Here is a 17,988-nt window from a genome sequence, read left to right as displayed (position 1 = left end):
CGCTTGCTACCAGGCGGCTTGAACCCGTGCCCGGGCCCATTAGGAGATGAAATGACTGAGGAGCGCGTCGAGCGCCTGTTGGCTGAGGTCCATGATGACTTCGGCTTGATCCGTGTGCTGGAAGTGGCTGATTACCGCTTTCTCGAGTTTGGCGATGCCATCGAACAGAGCTGTGTGTTCACTGCCGACCCCAGCTGGCTGGAGTACGACTACACCCGCGCCATGTTGATTGGCGCCTTGTGCCATGAGCAGCCCGAAAGTGCGCTGTTTCTTGGCCTGGGGGCTGGGACGCTGACCCAGGCCTGCCTCAAGTTCCTGCCGCTGGAAGACGTCGAGGCCATTGAGCTGCGCCCGGATGTGCCGCGCCTGGCCATTGAATACCTGGGGCTGGATGATGATCCACGGCTGTACATCCGTGTTGGCGATGCCCTGGAATTGCTGGAGACAGCGGAGCCGGCGGACCTGATTTTCGTCGACTTGTATACCGATGTCGGGCCGGGGGTTGGTCACCTGGCCTGGACTTTCCTGGAAAACTGCCAGAAGAAGCTCAATCCGGGTGGCTGGCTGGTGATCAACCAGTGGGCCACCGATGATGGCAAGCCCCTGGGCGCTGCGTTGTTGCGTGGGCTTTATCATCGACATTACTGGGAGTTGCCGGTGAAGGAGGGCAATGTGATCCTGATCGTGCCGGCGGACCTGGACCAGACGCTGGACCTGGCGGCGGTTTCTGCGCGGGCCGAGGCGCTGGCGCCGCGCCTGGGGTATTCGTTGCAAGCGCTGATCAAGGCGGTTCGGCCGGCGACTTAGGTGCCTGCACTGGCCTCATCGCGGGCAAGCCCGCTCCCACATTTGTTCTATGGCTATTCTGCATGGCCAAGATCTCCCCCCTGTGGGAGCGGGCTTGCCCGCGATGAGGCCATCACTGTCTGTTCACAACCCCTTGAACACCCCCGGCCGCTTCTCCAGCATCGCCCGTACCCCTTCCTTGGCATCCTCGCTGCCCAGCAGTTTCTCCACCAGCGCCGGCAACCCGGCCGCCGCAGCGGTCTCGCCCTCATCCCGCGCCTGGCGTGCCGATATCAACGTCGCCTGCACGCCCAACGGCGCCTGGCTGGCAATCCGGTTGGCCAGCGCCAGCGCCCGGGGCAGCAGGTCTTCGCTGGCCATGACCTCCTGCACCAACCCCAGGCGCAGGGCCTCATGGGCATCGAACTCGTCACCCGTGAGCAGCCAGCGCATGGCGTTGCCCCAGCCGGCAATCTGGTGCAGGCGCAGGGTGGCGCCACCAAAAGGAAAGATCCCACGTTGTACTTCCATCTGCGCAAAGCGCGTATTGCTGGCACACAGGTTGATGTCTGCTGCGAGCATCAATTCGATACCGATGGTCAGGCAGTAGCCCTGGGCGGCCACGATCACCGGTTTGCTGACCCTGGGCCCGGCGAACACACCCCACGGATCGCAGCCGCCTAGCGGCGGTTGCCAGCCTTGGGCCATGGTGTGCGCGACGTTGATCAGGTCCAGCCCGGCGGTGAAGTGGTCGCCATGCCCGAACACCACGGCCACCCGCGCTTCTTCGTTGCGGTCGAATTCGCCATAGGCCAGGCTCAGTTCGTTGAGCAGGTCGAGATCAAAGGCGTTGCGCTTGGCTACCCGATCGAGCCCCAGCAGCAGGACATGCCCTTGTAGTTCACGGCTGACGCGGCTGCTGCTGGCTTGACTCATGGCTGGATCCTCGGGCGCGAAAGGCAGTTTCGGACCGAAGGGCCCGCTGCAAAAGGTGAAGCGTTTAAGCGCAATGACCAACAGGGCCGGGCCTTTGAAAAATAGACGCTCCTGCGAGGATGCGCAAAGCCTGTGACGCAGAGCAGTCGAATGGTCTTTTCCGATAAAAAAAGCTCCCTTTTTCAGGGATTTCCGGTATAGTGCGCGCCGGCCTTTAACCGGGCCGCGTTTAGGTAGCGCAATTCCCCGAAGTCAGCTTCGGCTGCACGTCCGCACAGCGGACTCTCCCTTGACGAATCTTTTTCATTCATTCGTTTTCGCAAATCCCCGCCGACAAAGCAGCCAGGGCGACTCTTGAGTCTCAACACGGCATGCGCAGCTTTGGAGCATGGGTCTTTGCGGATGCACTTAGAGGCAGACCCATGACCCAGGAAACCGGCGGCTTCGCCGCTTTTAATCTTAACCCGAACATTCTTGCTGCCGTCATTGCGACCGGCTACGAAGAACCTTCGGCTATTCAGCAGCAATCGATCCCGATCATCATGGCCGGCCAAGACATGATTGGCCAGGCGCAAACCGGTACCGGTAAAACCGCCGCGTTCGCCCTGCCTATCCTGCACTGCATCGATCCTGCCAAGCGCGAGCCGCAAGCCCTGATCCTGGCGCCAACCCGTGAGTTGGCGCTGCAAGTAGCAACCGCTTTCGAAACCTACGCCAAGCAAATGCCAGGCGTTACCGTTGTGGCCGTTTACGGCGGCGCGCCTATGGGCCCACAACTGAAAGCAATCCGTAATGGCGCACAGATCGTTGTCGCCACCCCGGGCCGTCTGTGCGACCACCTGCGCCGTGACGAAAAAGTACTGTCGACCGTGAACCACCTGGTTCTCGACGAAGCTGACGAAATGTTGAAGCTGGGCTTCATGGATGACCTGGAAGTCATCTTCAAGGCACTGCCACCGACCCGTCAGACCGTACTGTTCTCGGCCACCCTGCCACAGTCTATCCGCGCCATTGCCGAACGCCATCTGCGCGATCCGCAACACGTGAAGATCCAGACCAAGACCCAGACCGTTACCGCGATCGAACAGGCTCACCTGTTGGTTCACGCTGACCAGAAGACCTCGGCTGTATTGAGCCTGCTGGAAGTCGAAGACTTCGACGCCCTGATCATGTTCGTGCGCACCAAGCAAGCGACCCTGGACCTGGCCAGTGCCCTGGAAGCCAAAGGCTACAAAGCCGCTGCGCTGAACGGTGACATTGCCCAGAACCAACGTGAGCGCGTGATCGACTCCCTCAAGGATGGCCGTCTGGACATCGTTGTGGCGACCGACGTAGCAGCTCGTGGTCTCGACGTTCCGCGTATCACCCACGTGTTCAACGTGGACATGCCGTACGATCCAGAGTCCTACGTTCACCGTATCGGCCGTACTGGCCGTGCCGGTCGCGAAGGTCGTGCACTGCTGCTGGTGACTCCTCGTGAGCGCCGCATGCTGCAAGTGATCGAGCGTGTAACCGGTCAGAAAGTTGCCGAAGTCCGTCTGCCGGATGCCCAGGCTGTTCTCGATGCGCGCATCAAGAAACTGACCAACAGCCTGTCGCCGCTGGTGGCTGACGCTGAATCGACCCACGGCGACCTGCTGGACCGCCTGACCGCCGATATCGGTTGCACCCCGCGTGCCCTGGCTGCGGCCCTGCTGCGCAAGGCTACCAACGGTCAGGCCCTGACTCTGGCAGCGATCGAGAAAGAACGTCCACTGGTGCCGAACAACGCTCCGCGCGGTGATCGTCCAGAGCGTACCGGTGATCGTCCGGACCGTGGTGATCGTGAGCGTCGTGCTCCGGTTCCATTGGCCGAAGGCCGTGCTCGCTGCCGTACCGCGCTGGGCGCGCGTGATGGCATCGCTGCCAAGAACCTGCTGGGCGCTATCCTCAACGAGGGTGGCCTGGCACGTGAAGCGATCGGTCGCATCCAGGTGCGTGACAGCTTCTCCCTGGTGGAGCTGCCGGAAGATGGCCTGGAGAAATTGCTGGCCAAGCTGAAGGACACCCGTGTTGCTGGCAAGCAGCTCAAGCTGCGTCGCTATCGCGAAGATTGATCGACCCTTGGGTTGATTGATCGAACATAAAAAATCCCCGACTGGTTCGGGGATTTTTTATGCCTGGGTTTTACCGGGCCCCTACAAAAAGCCGCGGCTAATCAAAGCGATAGATATCCATCCCCAGCGCGCCCAGGGTGAACCCCTGATGGGCCACGCTGAACTGCCCACCCGCGCCGCGGGCGAAGTACAGCGGCAATAAGTGCTCATCGCTGGGATGGCTGCGCACCGCGTGGGGCGCCTGGTGGCGGTAGTCGTGCAAGGCGGCTTCATCCTGGGTGTCGAGTTTGTCGACGACCCAGTCGCGGAACTCTCGTGCCCAGGGCTCGATGCTTTCCGGGCCGGCCCGCCAGTCCAGCTCACCGAGGTTATGGGTGATGCTGCCCGAGCCGATCAACAACACGCCTTGTTCGCGCAAGCTGCGCAATGCCTGGCCGATTCGGGTTTGCAGCGTCGGACCCATGTGGCTGGGCAGGGAGACCTGCACCACAGGGATATCGGCCGTCGGGTACATCAAAGACAGCGGCACCCAGGTGCCATGGTCGAACGGGCGCTGGTGGTCTAGGCGGGCGGGCAGGCCATCGGCGGCGAGCAGCTCGACGATCTGTTGCGCCAGTGCCGGATCGCCGGGCGCTGGATACTGCACCGCAAACAGCTCGCGAGGGAAACCACCGAAGTCGTGCCAGGTCTCTGGGGCAGGGCTGGCGCTGACCAGCAGTTCACGGCTTTCCCAATGTGCGGACATCACAACGATCGCCTTGGGGCGGGGCAGGGTGGCGGCCAGGCGTGCAAGAACCGGCCCGCTGGCGCCAGGTTGTAGGGCAAGCATGGGCGAGCCGTGGGAAATAAACAGGCTGGGCAGCATGAGCAGGGTCCTCAAGGTTAAGATGGGACCATCTTTAATCAGATCATTGATCTAAATCTAATATAAGTTTTAGCGCCATTTGATCGAATTTTCTGGGCTATTCATGGAATCCACCTTTTGGCATGACCGCTGGGCACGTAATCAGATCGGCTTTCACCTGCCTGAGGTCAATCCCTATTTGCAGCGACACTGGCCGGGGCTGGGGTTGGTCGGCGGGGCCCGGGTGCTCGTGCCGCTGTGCGGCAAAAGCCTGGACCTGATGTGGCTGGCGCAGCAGGGCTGCCAGGTCCTGGGTGTGGAACTGTCGGAAAAGGCCGTGGAGGAGTTTTTCCAGGAGCAGTGCCTGGCTGCACAAGTCAGCCAGCGGGGCAGTTTCAAGGTTTATCAGGCTGGCACTATCGAGCTGTGGTGCGGCGATTTCTTCGAATTGAGCCGTGAAGATGTGGCAGGGTGCGCCGCCCTGTATGACCGTGCGGCGCTGATTGCCTTGCCGCCGTTGATGCGTGAGCGCTATGCCGCGCATTTGCAGGCGATTGCGCCCCAGGTGCAAAGTGGCCTGTTGATCAGCCTGGATTATGAGCAGGCCCTGAAGGCCGGGCCGCCGTTTGCGGTCAGTGATGAGGAAGTCCGGAGGCTGCTGGCAGGACGCTGGCGCCTGAGCGTCCTGGAGCAGCGGGATATCCTGGCCGAGAGCCCGAAGTTCGCCCAGGGCGGTGTCACGCGCCTTGAGGAGCGGGTTTACCAGTTGGCGCAGCGGTAAAACACGCACCCACAAAAAAGGGGCGATTCAGTCGCCCCTTTTTCTACCCTTCGGCTGTCAGCCGCGACGACGCAGTGCGTCGATCCGCTCTTCCAGTGGCGGGTGGCTCATGAACATCCGCGCCAGGCCTTGCTTGACGCCACCGTTGATGCCGAAGGCATTCAGGGTGTCAGGCATGTGCACTGGCAGGCCCTGTTCGGAGCGCAGGCGTTGCAGGGCACCGATCATCGCGGCAGTACCGGCCAGTTGGGCACCGGCTTCGTCGGCGCGGAACTCGCGTTTGCGCGAGAACCACATCACGATGGAGCTGGCGAGGAAGCCCAGTACTAGTTCAGCAAAGATGGTCGCCACGTAGTAGGCGATACCCTGGCCGCCTTCGTTCTTGAAGATCACCTTGTCGACAAAGTTGCCGATGATCCGCGCAAAGAACATCACAAAGGTGTTCACCACGCCCTGCACCAGTGCCAGGGTAACCATGTCACCGTTGGCGACGTGGCCGATCTCGTGGGCCAGCACGGCCTTCACTTCGTCGGGCGAGAAACGCTCGAGCAAACCCTGGCTGACGGCAACAAGAGCATCGTTCTTGTTCCAGCCAGTGGCAAAGGCGTTGGCCTCGTAGGCCGGGAAGATCCCGACTTCAGGCATCTTGATCCCGGCTTCGCGGGACAGTTGCTCGACGGTTTGCAGCAGCCATTGCTCATGCCGGGTGCGCGGCTGGGTGATGATCTGGGTGCTGGTGCTCATCTTCGCCATCCACTTGGAGATGAACAGCGAGAAGATCGAGCCGGCAAAACCAAAGACGGCACAGAAAACCAGCAGCTGATTGAGGTTCAGATCAACCCCGTTGGCCGCCATGAACCCGTTGAAGCCGAAAAGGCTCAGGGTGATGCTGGCAATCAGCACGACCGCCAGGTTAGTGGCCAAGAACAGCAGGATGCGCATCATGGTTGTAGAATTCTCCTCATGCTTAATATGTCGCGTACTGCGGGGTATATAAGGTGCGGCAGTGGGCTATTCAACCGGGCGACTATTTCAAACTGTGTCCTACAGCGCGAATGTAGAACCTTGCAGGGATTTTCCGAGGCTTTATGCCCATGGAAATTCCCCTCCATAAGCCGTTGGGCCCCGTGATTACTGGAAAGTGCAGGGTAGAAGGGACGAGAGTGAGGCCAACGAGTGTTTCTGTCGGTGTGGCGCGTAGATGTGTTGCCAGATACTCGCTGTACGACCTCTTGTGGGTCGTACAGCGAAAGCGAGGTCACTGGCGATAGGACTTCAGGAAGTTGCCGATGCGGCCGATGGCCATGTCCAGGTCATCCACACGGGGCAAGGTCACCACGCGGAAGTGATCAGGCCACGGCCAGTTGAACGCCGTGCCCTGGACCACCAGCAGCTTTTCCGAGAGCAGCAGGTCGAGGACGAACTTCTCGTCGTTATGGATCGGGCAGACTTTTGGGTCGATCCGCGGGAACGCATACAAGGCGCCCATGGGTTTGACGCAACTGACGCCGGGAATATCGTTGAGCAGCTCCCAGGTGCGGTTGCGCTGCTCCAGCAGGCGGCCGGCGGGCAGCACCAGGTCGTTGATGCTCTGGTAGCCGCCCAGGGCGGTCTGGATCGCGTGCTGGCTCGGCACATTGGCACACAGGCGCATATTGGCCAGCATGTCGATGCCTTCGATGTAGCTCTGGGCATTGTGCTTGGGCCCGGAGATGGCGACCCAGCCGGAACGGAAGCCCGCGACCCGGTAGGACTTGGACAGGCCGTTGAAGGTCAGGCACAGCAGGTCCGGGGCCAGGGAGGCGGTGCAGATGTGCACGGCGTCGTCGTAGAGGATCTTGTCGTAGATCTCGTCGGAGAACACCACCAGGTTGTGCTGGCGCGCCAGTTCGAGCATGCCCAGCAGCACTTCCTTGGAATACACCGCGCCCGTCGGGTTGTTCGGGTTGATGATCACCAGCGCCTTGGTGTTGGGCGTGATCTTGGCCTTGATATCGGCCAGGTCCGGCCACCAGTTGGCTTGCTCGTCGCACAGGTAATGCACCGGATGGCCACCGGCCAGGGTCACGGCAGCGGTCCACAGCGGGTAGTCAGGCGCCGGCACCAGCACTTCGTCGCCGTTGTTGAGCAAGGCCTGCATGGCCATCACGATCAGCTCGGAGACACCATTGCCGAGGTAGATATCTTCAATACCAACCCCTTCTACCTGCTTTTGCTGGTAGTACTGCATGACTGCCTTGCGCGCGCTGAACAACCCCTTGGAGTCGCTGTAGCCCTGGGCGGTGGGCAGGTTGCGGATCACGTCCTGGAGGATTTCGTCCGGTGCTTCGAAACCAAAGGGCGCCGGGTTGCCAATGTTCAGCTTGAGGATGCGATGGCCTTCCTCTTCCAGGCGCTTGGCGTGCTTGAGCACTGGGCCGCGAATGTCGTAGCAGACGTTGGCGAGCTTGTTCGATTTGCTGACCTGCATGGCGATGTGATCCCGAAAATGAACGATCCAGACGATGTGAAGACTACCGTGCTGGGAATCCTGCGTGTGGCCTGACCCATAAATACGTTTGAATGCCGATAACGCGGGTGCCAGACTGGCGCTTTGAAGAGGCGCAATCATACGTGCCGCCTGATCCATGGAAAAGACACAGATCAGGCTTTTTCAGTTGTCGAGGTGCATTGATGGAAAAGTTGGATAAAACCCTGGATGAATGGCGGGAAATGCTCGACCCGGCGCAGTATGAGGTGTGCCGTCTCAAGGGCACCGAGCGGCCGTTTTCCGGAAAGTACAACGCCACTACGACCGATGGCGTGTATCACTGCATTTGCTGCAATGAGCCGCTGTTCGACTCGAAGACCAAGTTCGATGCCGGTTGTGGCTGGCCCAGTTTTTATGAGCCGATTGCTGATAGCGCGATGATTGAGATTCGCGACGTGAGCCACGGGATGATCCGTACGGAAGTGACCTGTGCCAAGTGCGATGCGCATTTGGGCCATGTGTTCCCTGATGGCCCGCCGCCTACAGGCCTGCGCTATTGCATCAACTCGGTGTGCCTGGACCTGGTTCCACGCTGACACCATGCCCCTCGTAGGAGCCGGCAAGCCGGTTCCTGCGGGGTGATGTCGAGTCATTAGTCTGGTCAATTAAATTGCATGCAATTCAATTGCGCACTATGTTTTATGTTCTTCTTTGTGTCCGAGGCGATCTCATGAGCGATAACCTGCTGTCCATCCCTTGCACCACCATCAAGGGCGAGCAAAAGACCCTGGCGGATTTCGCCGGCAAGGCGATCCTGGTGGTCAACACCGCCAGCAAATGCGGCTTCACTCCGCAGTACAAAGGCCTGGAGCAGCTCTGGCAGCAGTACAAAGACCAGGGCCTGGTGGTGCTGGGCTTCCCGTGCAACCAGTTCGGCAAGCAGGAGCCGGGTGACGAGGGGGCTATTTCCGAGTTTTGCGAGCTGAATTTCGGCGTCAGTTTCCCCCTGTTCAAGAAGGTCGATGTCAACGGGGGCGAGGCCCATCCGCTGTTTGTGCAACTCAAACAGCGCGCGCCGGGCCTGCTGGGTTCCAAGGGCATCAAGTGGAACTTCACCAAGTTCTTGATCGGCCGCGACGGCCAGGTGGTCCAGCGTTTTGCCCCGACCACCAAACCCCAGGAATTGACCCAAGAGATCGAAGCGCTGCTCAAATGACTGACTTGCCTGCCGTATCCCTGGCCCTGGATGACCAGTTGTGCTTCAAGCTGTACGCCGCCTCCCGGGCGGTGACACGAGCCTATAAGCCAATGCTCGACCAGTTGGGCCTGACGTATCCGCAATATCTGGTGATGTTGGTGTTGTGGGAGTGGCATGCCGCTGCCCCGCCGCAGCCGACGGTCAAGGCGCTGGGGGAACGGCTGTTGCTCGATTCCGGGACGTTGACGCCGCTGCTCAAGCGCCTGGAGCAACTGACGTTGATCACGCGCCGGCGCAGTACCCATGATGAGCGTGAAGTGCACTTGAGCCTTGCCGAAGCGGGCCAGGCGCTGCGTGAGCGCGTCCAGCCGCTGAAGGCTCGCCTGTTGTGCGACAGCGGCGTGGACCTGAGCCAGGCAGATACCCTGCGCCATGGCCTGGACCAGTTGCTCCGGCAGATCACAGATTTGTCGTAGTCGGCACCCAGAGGTCGAGTAGGGCGTTGAGTTCTTCGCGGCGAAAGGGTTTGGCCAGGTAGTCGTTCATGCCGGCGGCCCGGCACCGTTCGCGTTCCTCGGCCAGGGCATTGGCGGTCAGCGCGACGATCGGCAGCTGCGGCCAGCGCCCGCTGCGGCGAATCTGCCGGCTCGCCTCGTAGCCATCCATGACCGGCATGTTGCAGTCCATCAGCACCATATCGAAACGTTGTTCTTCCAGCTGCTTCAGCGCCTCGCCGCCATGGGCCGCGACCACCACCTCGCAGCCCAGCTTGCCGAGCATGCCCTTGGCCACCAGTTGATTGACCGGGTTGTCCTCCACCAAGAGGATGCGCGCCCGATGGGCAACCGGGCTGGTCTCCAATTGGGCCAGGTCGAGGACGATTTCGCTGTCGGCGCGCAGGGTACGGTGCAAGACCTGATACAGCGCCGTGCGACTCAGCGGGCGCGCCTGCTGTTGCAGCGGTGCCAGGGCGGCCACTTCTTCGCTGGGCATGAAATTGCCGTAGGCGGTGACCAGCAGGATCGGAGCGCTGACGGTCGGCCGCAGGCGGAACAGGCATTCGGGGCAGTCGGTGATCAGGATGTCCGGTGCCAGGCCCGTCAAGTCATCGTCGATGGTGTAGCAGTGCGGCGTCAGCCCCCAGTGCGGCAACAGGGTGTGCAGCAGTTCTGCCAGCCCGCTGCTGGCCCCGGTAATCACCGCGACTTCACCGCTCAATGGCGCCAGTCGTGTCGCTGGGGTGTGTGCAGGAAGTGGCAGTTCGGCGCAGAACTGGCTGCCGAAGCCGGTTTCCGAACTGATGGTCAGCCGACCGCGCATGGCTTCGCAAAGATTGTGGGTCAGCGCCAACCCCAGGCCGGTCCCGCCAAACTGGCGGGTAATGCCGGCGCCCGCCTGGGTGAAGGGTTTGAAGATCCGCGCCTGGGCTTCCTGCGCAATGCCGATGCCGGTGTCGCACACTTCGATGCGCACGCCGTCGGGTTGCGCACTGAGGCGCACATCGACGCGACCGAACCGGGTGAACTTCAAGGCATTGGACAGCAGGTTACTGACAATCTGCCGGACCCGCGTCGGATCACCCACGACCTGGGCAGGAAACTGCGGATCGATCAGGCAGGTCAACTCCACGCTGGGCGCAGCGTTCTGCGACAACAGGTTGGCGGTGTCTTCCACCAGCGAGCCGAGGTCGAAGGGGATGCTTTCGAGTTCCAGTTGCCCGGCGTCAAACTTGGACAGGTCGAGAATATCGTTGAGCAGTTCTACCAAAACCTTGCCGGAGTCATGGGCGATCGACAATTGTTGGCGCTGCTCGGCGTTCAGCGCGCTGTCCAGAGACAGCGCGATCATGCCAAGCAGCCCATTGAGCGGGGTGCGGATTTCATGGCTCATGTTGGCAAGGAACGCCGCACGCGCCTGGGCCATGCCCAGGGCGTTGATTTTCGAGGCCTCCAGCTCTTCGTTGGATTGGCTTAGCCGGTGGTTGATCGCCTTGAGTTCGGTGGTACGCGCCGAAACAATGTCTTCCAACTGGCCAAGGTACTCGGTCAGGCGGTCCTCGGCGTGGCGCCGCTGCTGGATTTCGGTCTCCATGTTCTCGAACTGTTGGTTGGCGACGTTGACCAGCACGCCGATCTCATCATGTTCGTGCCCCGGCGGGCAATCCAGGCGAGCCAGGGGCGCGCTGCCGGGGCTGCGGGTGCTCAACTCACGGATGATCCGCACCAGGGGCTGGGTCAGCATCACGTAGAACAGGCCTAGGAGGATGCCGGTCAGGATCAGGCTACGGGCAAAGCCATTGAGTAGGGTGATCTCTGCTCGACGTAGGAATCGGCTGCCGAATGCGTAGGTGTCGACGTCAAGGCGTAACACGCCGAGGGACTCGCCGGGCATATGGGTGAGGTACAGGCGGTCTTCGAACTGGCGGTTGGCGCCGAACAAAAAGTCGCTGATAGGACGGTAGCTGCTCTCCTTGCGGGGCCGATCAACGTCAGCCAGCACCAGGCCATTGTTGTCGACCAACTGTGCCCGCGTGATGGCGGGGGAGTGCAGCAGGCCCAGGGTCAACTCCTGGGCCAGTTCGGCGTCGATGTTGTAGGCAATACGTGAGGCGGGGTTGTGACTGATTTCAAGCAGCGCGTGTATTTCACGGTTGATGGACGCGTCTTCGCTGGCATAATCAATGCCGATTTGGATCAGGCTGAGTAAGGTTCCCAACACGAAACCAACCAGCACAGTCAGTCTGGCTTGTTTATAAGACAAGCGGTGGGCGAACTTGATATCCATTGGGTGCTGAGCCACTTCACGTTTCCCTTCGCCCGGCAAGCATAGCTGAACATCCTCAGCGCCAGCCTTGCCCGGTATGAATCGTTTTTTAAGGTGCAGCCGTCTGGCAACTGCGTCAGGGTTGCCAATACGCCATCTTTTTCAAGAACTTGCCACAGGAATAGTCATGGATTCTCGATTGAATGCCTTTCTTGAGCGGGCCGATGCGGTGCTTGCTCGTCTGGAACCCCTGTTGCCCGCACCTCGCGTGGCGGTTGACTGGAACCACTGCCTGGCGGCCCGCTGGCAGCGCGAGGGGCGCAGCGGCTTTTTACTGCCCCTGGAAGTCAGCCTGGATATGCGCCTGTCCGACCTGATCGGTGTCGACAAACAGCGCGAGCAGTTGGCGCGCAATACCCAGCAGTTTCTTGACGGCCTGCCCGCCAACCATGCGTTGCTCTGGGGGTCGCGTGGCACGGGCAAATCGTCGATGGTCCGCGCCTTGCTGGCTCAGCATGCCAAGGCCGGCTTGCGCCTGATCGAAATCGAGCGTGACCACCTGGCCGATCTGCCGCGTGTGGTCGAGCAACTGCTCAAGCTGCCGCAGCGTTTTATCCTGTTCTGCGATGACCTCTCGTTCGAGGCTGGCGAAGGCGACTACCGTGTGCTCAAGAGCGTGCTCGACGGCTCGCTGGAGCAGGCCCCGGAAAACGTGTTGCTGTACGCGACCTCCAACCGTCGTCACCTGGTGCCGGAAAACCAGAGCGACAACGACAACTGGAAACGTGTGGATGGTGAGTTGCATCCCAGTGAGGCGGTGGAAGACAAGATCGCCTTGTCCGACCGTTTTGGCCTGTGGTTGTCGTTCTACCCGTTCACCCAGGAACACTTCCTGGACGTGGTGGAGCACTGGATCGGCGAGCTGGCGAACAAGGCAGGTTTGCAGTGGCAGCGCGATGAAGCCCTCGACATCCTTGCGGTGCGCTGGGCCACGGGTCGCGGCAATCGCAACGGCCGGTGCGCCTACCAATTCGCCCGGTACTGGGTGGGCCTTAAATTGCTGGAGCGCCAGCCATGATCGATTTACAGAAGGCGGGCAGCGGCCTTGATGGCTACGCCATGCTTTGTGCGCAACTGGAATCGCTGCTGGCCGATGAGCGTGACTTTATCGCCAACGCGGCGCAGTTTTCGGCGTTCCTGTTCAACCAACTCGATGACTTGAACTGGGCGGGCTTTTATCTCAACCGTGATGAGGAACTAGTCCTCGGGCCTTTCCAGGGGCAGATCGCGTGTGTACGGATTCCGTTTGGTCGAGGGGTGTGTGGTGCGGCGGCGGCTTCGCGGCAAACCCAGCGGGTGGAGGATGTACATGCGTTTGCTGGGCATATTGCCTGTGACAGTGCTTCCAACAGCGAGTTGGTGGTGCCCTTGGTCAAGGATGGGAGGTTGATTGGGGTGCTGGACCTGGACAGTCCGAAGCTGGCGCGTTTCAGGCCTGAGGATCAGGCGGGCATTGAGCGGCTGGCGGCAATTTTTCTGCGGTTGACTGCCTGCTGAATGAGCTGCATTGCCTGTGGGAGCTGGCTTGCCTGCGATGGCGTGGGGGTCTCAGGTGCCCCACGTCTTCGTTAGCGCCCATCGCCGGCAAACCGGCTCCTACAGGGTGAGGGTATCCAGTTGCTCTTGAAGCACTTGCTCAAGATCGAACATGGCGTTTTCGATGGCCTTGACCCAGATGGCCAGTTGGGCCCGATCCGCATCCTCGCCAGCCTGCTCCAGCATCTCGCATTGCTCGGCCAGCGTGCGGGCCTGGACGATCCTGGCGGCGCCCTTGATCTTATGGGCCTGGTCGATCAGGTCCTGGTGAGCGCCTTGTGCGAGCAATGCCATCAGTTCCTCGCGATCACGACGGCTGCTGCTCAACAGTTCTTCCAGCAGGCGCCGGCTTAACAACGGATCTCCGCCAGTCAGGGCGTTCAGGCTATCGAGGTCGAAGATCCGCGCTGGCGCCAGCGGGGTGATCTCGGCCAGGTGGCGCTCCAGTGTCGTAAGGCTGATGGGCTTGAACAGGCAGTCACTCATCCCCGCATCCCGGCAGCGCTGTTTTTCCTCCGGCTGAGCATTGGCGGTGAAGCCCAGGATGATGCAGGGCGGCATGTTTTCCCGTTGTTCATGTTCACGGATCGCACGGGCCAGTTCATAGCCATTCATGACCGGCATGTTGCAGTCGGCGATGATCAGGTCGAAGTGTTCCTGGCGCCAGGCCTGGAACCCCGCCGCGCCGTGCTGGACCGCGGTGAACCGGTGCCCGAGGAAGCCCAGTTGCTGGCACATGAGCAGGCGGTTGGCCGGATGGTCGTCCACCACCAGCACATTCAGGATTGCCGCCGCATCCTGGGGCGCAGGCTTGAGCTCGATCAGCGGGTAGGCAGGTGCCAGGCTGGTCATCTGCAGCGAGACAAATACCTGGGTGCCGACACTGGGCACGCTACTCAAGGCCAGTTGCCCGCCCATCATCTCGCACAGGCTGCGACAGATCACCAGTCCAAGACCCGCGCCGCTCCTGGCCAGGTGCCCGGAATTGTCGGCCTGGGAAAAAGGTTCGAACAGGCGTTGCTGGTCGTCGCGGCTGATACCGATGCCGGTGTCCTCGACCACCAGTTTCATCTGGATTTGCTGCGGCTGCCCGGTGGCCTGGATATCCACCTTGATCTTCACCTCGCCCTGTTCGGTGAACTTGATGGCGTTGCTCACCAGGTTGGAGAGGATCTGCTTGAAGCGCAGCGGATCGATCTGCACGTCACGCTCGTCGACGCCGGGATTGAACGCCAACAGCAGGTTGAGATTCTTCTGGCGTGCCAGGCCATCGAACACCCGCACTACCGACTCGATCAGTTCGCGCAGGTTGACGCGCTCCGGCGCCAGGCTCAGGCGGCCCGACTCGATGCGCGCGATGTCGAGAATATCGCCAATCAACTCCAGCAAGTCCTTGGCCGAGTTGTAGGCCACCTCGATGGCCGGGCGGTCCAGGTGCCCGTGGTCGGCACGCTTGAGGGTCAACTCCAGCATGCCGATCACCGCGTTCATGGGGGTGCGGATCTCATGGCTCATGGTTGCCAGGAACGTGCTTTTCGCGCGATTGGCCTCATCGGCGCGGTCCTTGGCTGCGCGCAGGTCATCGAACAATTGGCGACGTTCGCTGATGTCGATCCAGCCGCCGATGATGCCCTGGACCTCACCAACGGAGTTACGGTAAGGCAGGATCCAGTGGTAGATCGTCAGGTGTTGCCCGCGAATATGCAGCGGGCGGTCAACGATCAGCGGCTTGCCTTCGGCCACCACCCGCAGATAGTCGGCATGATACTGGTTGGCTTGCGCCTCGCTGGCCAGGCTGCTCTGCATGACACTCTTGCCGATGACCTCCTCGCGCTTGACGCCGAAGACCTGCAGGTAACTGTCATTGCAGGTCTGCAGCAAACCGTTGCGATCGCGCACGTAGATCGGGTGCGGGGTTTCATTGACCAGGGCACGCATGAACTCGTATTGATCGCTCAGGGCCCGCTCTGCCATCTGCCGGTGCTTGATTTGCCGGCGCATATAGCCGTTCCAGGCCAGGGATGTAAGCAGCAGCAGCCCGGCGGCGCTGATGATCTGGATAATCAAGCGGTGGTAGTTGCGCCAGTAGCTGTCGGATGCGGCTGTGTAGCCACGCCAGCGGTTGTTGATCACCCCAAGTTCATCCGGCGCGATGCTCAGCAGTGCCTTGTCGAGGATCGAGGCCAGTTCGGTGGCGCTGCGTGAGGTGGCCAGGGAGAACGAGGCCAGTTGTGTACCGATACTCGAACTGATCTGCAATTGGCCCTGGAAGAAATGGGATGAGAGGAAGTAGTTGGCGACAACCAACGAGTTGACGGCCCCATCCACATGCCCCTGGGCCAGCATTTCCGAGGCCTTGAAGGTATCGCTGGCCTCCACCAGGGTGATCTGCGAATACTCCCGGCGCAGATAGTCCACCAAGGGGTTGCCTTCGGTGATCGCGAGTTTTTTTCCCGCTAGTTGCTCAAGAGTCGAGGGCGCTCCAGGCTCCTTGCGTGTCAGTAGAACGTAGGAGTTCTGCAGGTAGGGACGGCTGAAGTCGAGCTTGGCTTCGCGTTCGCGGCTGGGACTGATGGCGGCAATAATATCGGCGTTGCCGTTTTCGACCTGCTCGATCATTTGGTTGACGTTACGGGTGTTCTGGAACTCCAGGTGCAAGCCCGTGCGTAGCCGTATCAACTCCAGCAGGTCAGCGGTCATGCCACGCAACTGGCCGTCGGAATCGATGAACGTCAGTGGCGCGAGGGTTCCGTTGATGACCACTTTTACCACCGGGTGGTCCTTAAGCCAGCGCTCTTCACGTTGGCTCAACTGCAGCTTGTGGTCGGTCAACAGGATATCGCTACCCGCACTCCAGCGTTTGGCGATGTTTTCCCGCTCGTAGGTCCCTACGCCTGCCAGGACCGCATCGACGATGCCCAGCAGGGTTTGCTGGTTGCGGTGTATGGCAAAGCTGAAGCCGTAGGCTTCGTGCTTGCCGAAAGTGGCCATGCGGATGTTCTTCAGGTAGCCCTTGTTGATCATGTAATGGGTGGAAATAGTATCGCCGAGGAACACGTCGGCCTGGTCGAAGGCCACGGCGTTCAGCGCATTCAAATAAGACGGATAGACCTGGATGATCGCATTCGGGTACAGCGCTTCGACGTCCTTTAGCGGCAGGTAGTGGTAGACAAGGCTCAAGCGCATGCCCGCCAGCCCGTCATTGAGCGGGCGGGTTTCTGCGTCACGGGTGACCAGTACCGGCTGGTCGACCGCGTAGGGCGTTGACAGGACAATGTCGGCGTTGCTCGCTTCAAATCCGTTGGCGCTGCCCAGCAAGTCGATTTTCCCGTCTTCCAGCGCCTGGATGGCCGCCTCCCGCGAGGGGTAGCGCAACACCGTGACGGGCAATGCCAGGGCTTTGGCCAGGATCCCCGCGTAGTCGGCAGTAATACCTTCGTAATCGTGGCCGCTGGCGGTTATGTCGAAGGGCGGGTAGTCGGGTGTCGAGGTTCCCAGCACCAACTCACGTTTGTTTTGTAGCCATTGGCGCTGCGTGGGGTTCAGTTGGGTGTCCAACTGAACGGTACCGGCACGACTCAGCAATGAGTAGCGTTCTGGAGCGGTTTGAGTGGCTGACACGGCTGTACTCAAGCACAGCCCGGCACTCAAAATGATTAGATAGTCCTTTAAACGCCTTGGCATCCTGTTTCTCACACTAACGCGTTGCGTTTTGCCATCTCGATAAGTTCTACCAAGGACTTGGCCTTGAGTTTTTGCATTAGTCGTTTTTTATAAGTGCTGACAGTTTTATTGCTGAGGAACATACCTTTGGCAATCTCCTTGTTTGTACGGCCTTGTGCAAAAAGTTGTAAGACCATAAGTTCTCGGTCATTGACTGACTTGAAAAGATTCAGTTCTTCATTTTCGCCGAGTTCGGCGCCGGTGGTGTTCAATGCTTGACTTGGGAAATAGTTGTAACCTGAAAGTACAGCCCTGATGGCACTTAGTAGTTCACTCAGATCACCTTCTTTGCAGACATAACCATCGGCTCCTGAACGCATGCAGCGTGTGGCAAAAAGTGTCGGGGACTGGGCGGTCAGAATCAACGTTTTCATTGGAGTACTCATTGCATTGAACCTGCAGAGAACCTCCAGTCCGTCGAGCTTGGGGATGCTGATATCAAGTATGATAAGGTCTGGCAGACATTCGCGGACCATTTGTATTGCATCACAACCGTTATCTGTTTCGCCGACAACTTTGTAACCTTCATGTTCCAGCAACATTCGGATTGCAAGTCGAATAACCGGGTGGTCGTCAATAATAAAGACTGTATTCATGAGCCAATTCCATACTAGTGCAAATAAGCGCGCACATTAGCTCAGAAGGTAGGGTAGGAGCATGAAGGGAAGGCTGAGCAGATATAAAACAGGAAAATTCCTACCATAAAAAAGGTATTGGACTACAACGCGCTAAGGCTTTGTTGGCCGTGTTGTAAGAGTTTCCTAGGTGAAAGGTTTGAAAGCTGTGCAGTGTTAT

The 17,988-nt window shown here is 60.1% G+C and carries 15 protein-coding genes; 8 read left to right on the top strand and 7 right to left on the bottom strand.

Annotation, left to right across the window (positions count from 1 at the left end; translation table 11 throughout):
• Nucleotides 1-51: 51 nt before the first annotated feature.
• On the top strand, nucleotides 52-807 hold the full coding sequence (locus tag ACSSVH_RS16740; protein WP_169952639.1) for a spermidine synthase: 756 nt from the start codon (nucleotides 52-54) through the stop codon (nucleotides 805-807).
• 123 nt (nucleotides 808-930) lie between these two features.
• Here the strand turns inward: ACSSVH_RS16740 and ACSSVH_RS16735 are convergent, their stop codons facing one another.
• The gene (locus ACSSVH_RS16735) at nucleotides 931-1,722 is read right to left on the bottom strand and encodes a crotonase/enoyl-CoA hydratase family protein (protein ID WP_492633507.1); all 792 of its coding nucleotides are present in this window, start codon (nucleotides 1,720-1,722) and stop codon (nucleotides 931-933) included.
• 422 nt (nucleotides 1,723-2,144) lie between these two features.
• Between ACSSVH_RS16735 and ACSSVH_RS16730 the strand changes: the two genes are divergently transcribed.
• On the top strand, nucleotides 2,145-3,818 hold the full coding sequence (locus ACSSVH_RS16730; RefSeq protein ID WP_017136163.1) for a DEAD/DEAH box helicase: 1,674 nt from the start codon (nucleotides 2,145-2,147) through the stop codon (nucleotides 3,816-3,818).
• A gap of 97 nt (nucleotides 3,819-3,915) precedes the next feature.
• On the opposite strand, the gene ACSSVH_RS16725 is transcribed toward ACSSVH_RS16730, so the two are convergent.
• The gene (locus tag ACSSVH_RS16725) at nucleotides 3,916-4,683 is read right to left on the bottom strand and encodes a DODA-type extradiol aromatic ring-opening family dioxygenase (RefSeq protein WP_492633506.1); all 768 of its coding nucleotides are present in this window, start codon (nucleotides 4,681-4,683) and stop codon (nucleotides 3,916-3,918) included.
• Nucleotides 4,684-4,786: 103 nt separating this feature from the next.
• On the opposite strand from ACSSVH_RS16725, the gene ACSSVH_RS16720 reads away from it, so the two are divergent.
• Nucleotides 4,787-5,443, top strand: coding sequence for a thiopurine S-methyltransferase (locus ACSSVH_RS16720; protein WP_492633505.1), 657 nt, complete (start codon nucleotides 4,787-4,789; stop codon nucleotides 5,441-5,443).
• Nucleotides 5,444-5,500: 57 nt separating this feature from the next.
• Here the strand turns inward: ACSSVH_RS16720 and htpX are convergent, their stop codons facing one another.
• Together htpX and ACSSVH_RS16710 are read right to left on the bottom strand one after the other, a co-directional pair.
• Nucleotides 5,501-6,388 (bottom strand): protease HtpX, encoded by an 888-nt coding sequence (gene htpX / locus ACSSVH_RS16715; protein WP_029298042.1) that lies wholly within the window; start codon nucleotides 6,386-6,388, stop codon nucleotides 5,501-5,503.
• A 313-nt stretch (nucleotides 6,389-6,701) separates the two neighbouring features.
• A complete protein-coding gene (locus ACSSVH_RS16710; RefSeq protein ID WP_029298044.1) occupies nucleotides 6,702-7,913 on the bottom strand; it encodes a pyridoxal phosphate-dependent aminotransferase in 1,212 nt (403 codons plus the stop codon).
• Between the two features lie 203 nt (nucleotides 7,914-8,116).
• Between ACSSVH_RS16710 and msrB the strand changes: the two genes are divergently transcribed.
• The 3 genes from msrB to ACSSVH_RS16695 all read left to right on the top strand — a co-directional run bounded on the left by msrB (nucleotide 8,117) and on the right by ACSSVH_RS16695 (nucleotide 9,587).
• Nucleotides 8,117-8,509 (top strand): peptide-methionine (R)-S-oxide reductase MsrB, encoded by a 393-nt coding sequence (gene msrB, locus ACSSVH_RS16705; RefSeq protein WP_492633504.1) that lies wholly within the window; start codon nucleotides 8,117-8,119, stop codon nucleotides 8,507-8,509.
• A gap of 134 nt (nucleotides 8,510-8,643) precedes the next feature.
• Complete coding sequence (locus ACSSVH_RS16700; RefSeq protein ID WP_169952630.1) at nucleotides 8,644-9,129, top strand: glutathione peroxidase; 486 nt, start codon at nucleotides 8,644-8,646, stop codon at nucleotides 9,127-9,129.
• On the top strand, nucleotides 9,126-9,587 hold the full coding sequence (locus ACSSVH_RS16695; protein ID WP_169952628.1) for a MarR family winged helix-turn-helix transcriptional regulator: 462 nt from the start codon (nucleotides 9,126-9,128) through the stop codon (nucleotides 9,585-9,587). The genes ACSSVH_RS16700 and ACSSVH_RS16695 overlap by 4 nt, the downstream gene beginning before the upstream one ends.
• On the opposite strand, the gene ACSSVH_RS16690 is transcribed toward ACSSVH_RS16695, so the two are convergent.
• A complete protein-coding gene (locus ACSSVH_RS16690) occupies nucleotides 9,571-11,895 on the bottom strand; it encodes a hybrid sensor histidine kinase/response regulator (protein WP_169952863.1) in 2,325 nt (774 codons plus the stop codon). The two genes, ACSSVH_RS16695 and ACSSVH_RS16690, sit on opposite strands and share 17 nt — an antisense overlap.
• A 166-nt stretch (nucleotides 11,896-12,061) precedes the next feature.
• On the opposite strand from ACSSVH_RS16690, the gene ACSSVH_RS16685 reads away from it, so the two are divergent.
• Together ACSSVH_RS16685 and ACSSVH_RS16680 are read left to right on the top strand one after the other, a co-directional pair.
• Nucleotides 12,062-12,952 (top strand): ATP-binding protein, encoded by an 891-nt coding sequence (locus ACSSVH_RS16685; protein WP_170057063.1) that lies wholly within the window; start codon nucleotides 12,062-12,064, stop codon nucleotides 12,950-12,952.
• Complete coding sequence (locus ACSSVH_RS16680) at nucleotides 12,949-13,431, top strand: GAF domain-containing protein (protein WP_169952624.1); 483 nt, start codon at nucleotides 12,949-12,951, stop codon at nucleotides 13,429-13,431. The genes ACSSVH_RS16685 and ACSSVH_RS16680 overlap by 4 nt, the downstream gene beginning before the upstream one ends.
• A gap of 99 nt (nucleotides 13,432-13,530) precedes the next feature.
• On the opposite strand, the gene ACSSVH_RS16675 is transcribed toward ACSSVH_RS16680, so the two are convergent.
• Nucleotides 13,531-17,154, bottom strand: a complete 3,624-nt coding sequence (locus tag ACSSVH_RS16675) for a transporter substrate-binding domain-containing protein (RefSeq protein ID WP_432754403.1) — start codon at nucleotides 17,152-17,154, stop codon at nucleotides 13,531-13,533.
• Nucleotides 17,155-17,162: 8 nt separating this feature from the next.
• Nucleotides 17,163-17,789, bottom strand: a complete 627-nt coding sequence (locus ACSSVH_RS16670) for a response regulator transcription factor (protein WP_169952620.1) — start codon at nucleotides 17,787-17,789, stop codon at nucleotides 17,163-17,165.
• Between the last annotated feature and the right edge of the window lie 199 nt (nucleotides 17,790-17,988).

The sequence above is a fragment of the Pseudomonas sp. HC1(2025) genome (assembly GCF_058742075.1).
This window is presented reverse-complemented; position numbering and strand designations above follow the sequence as displayed.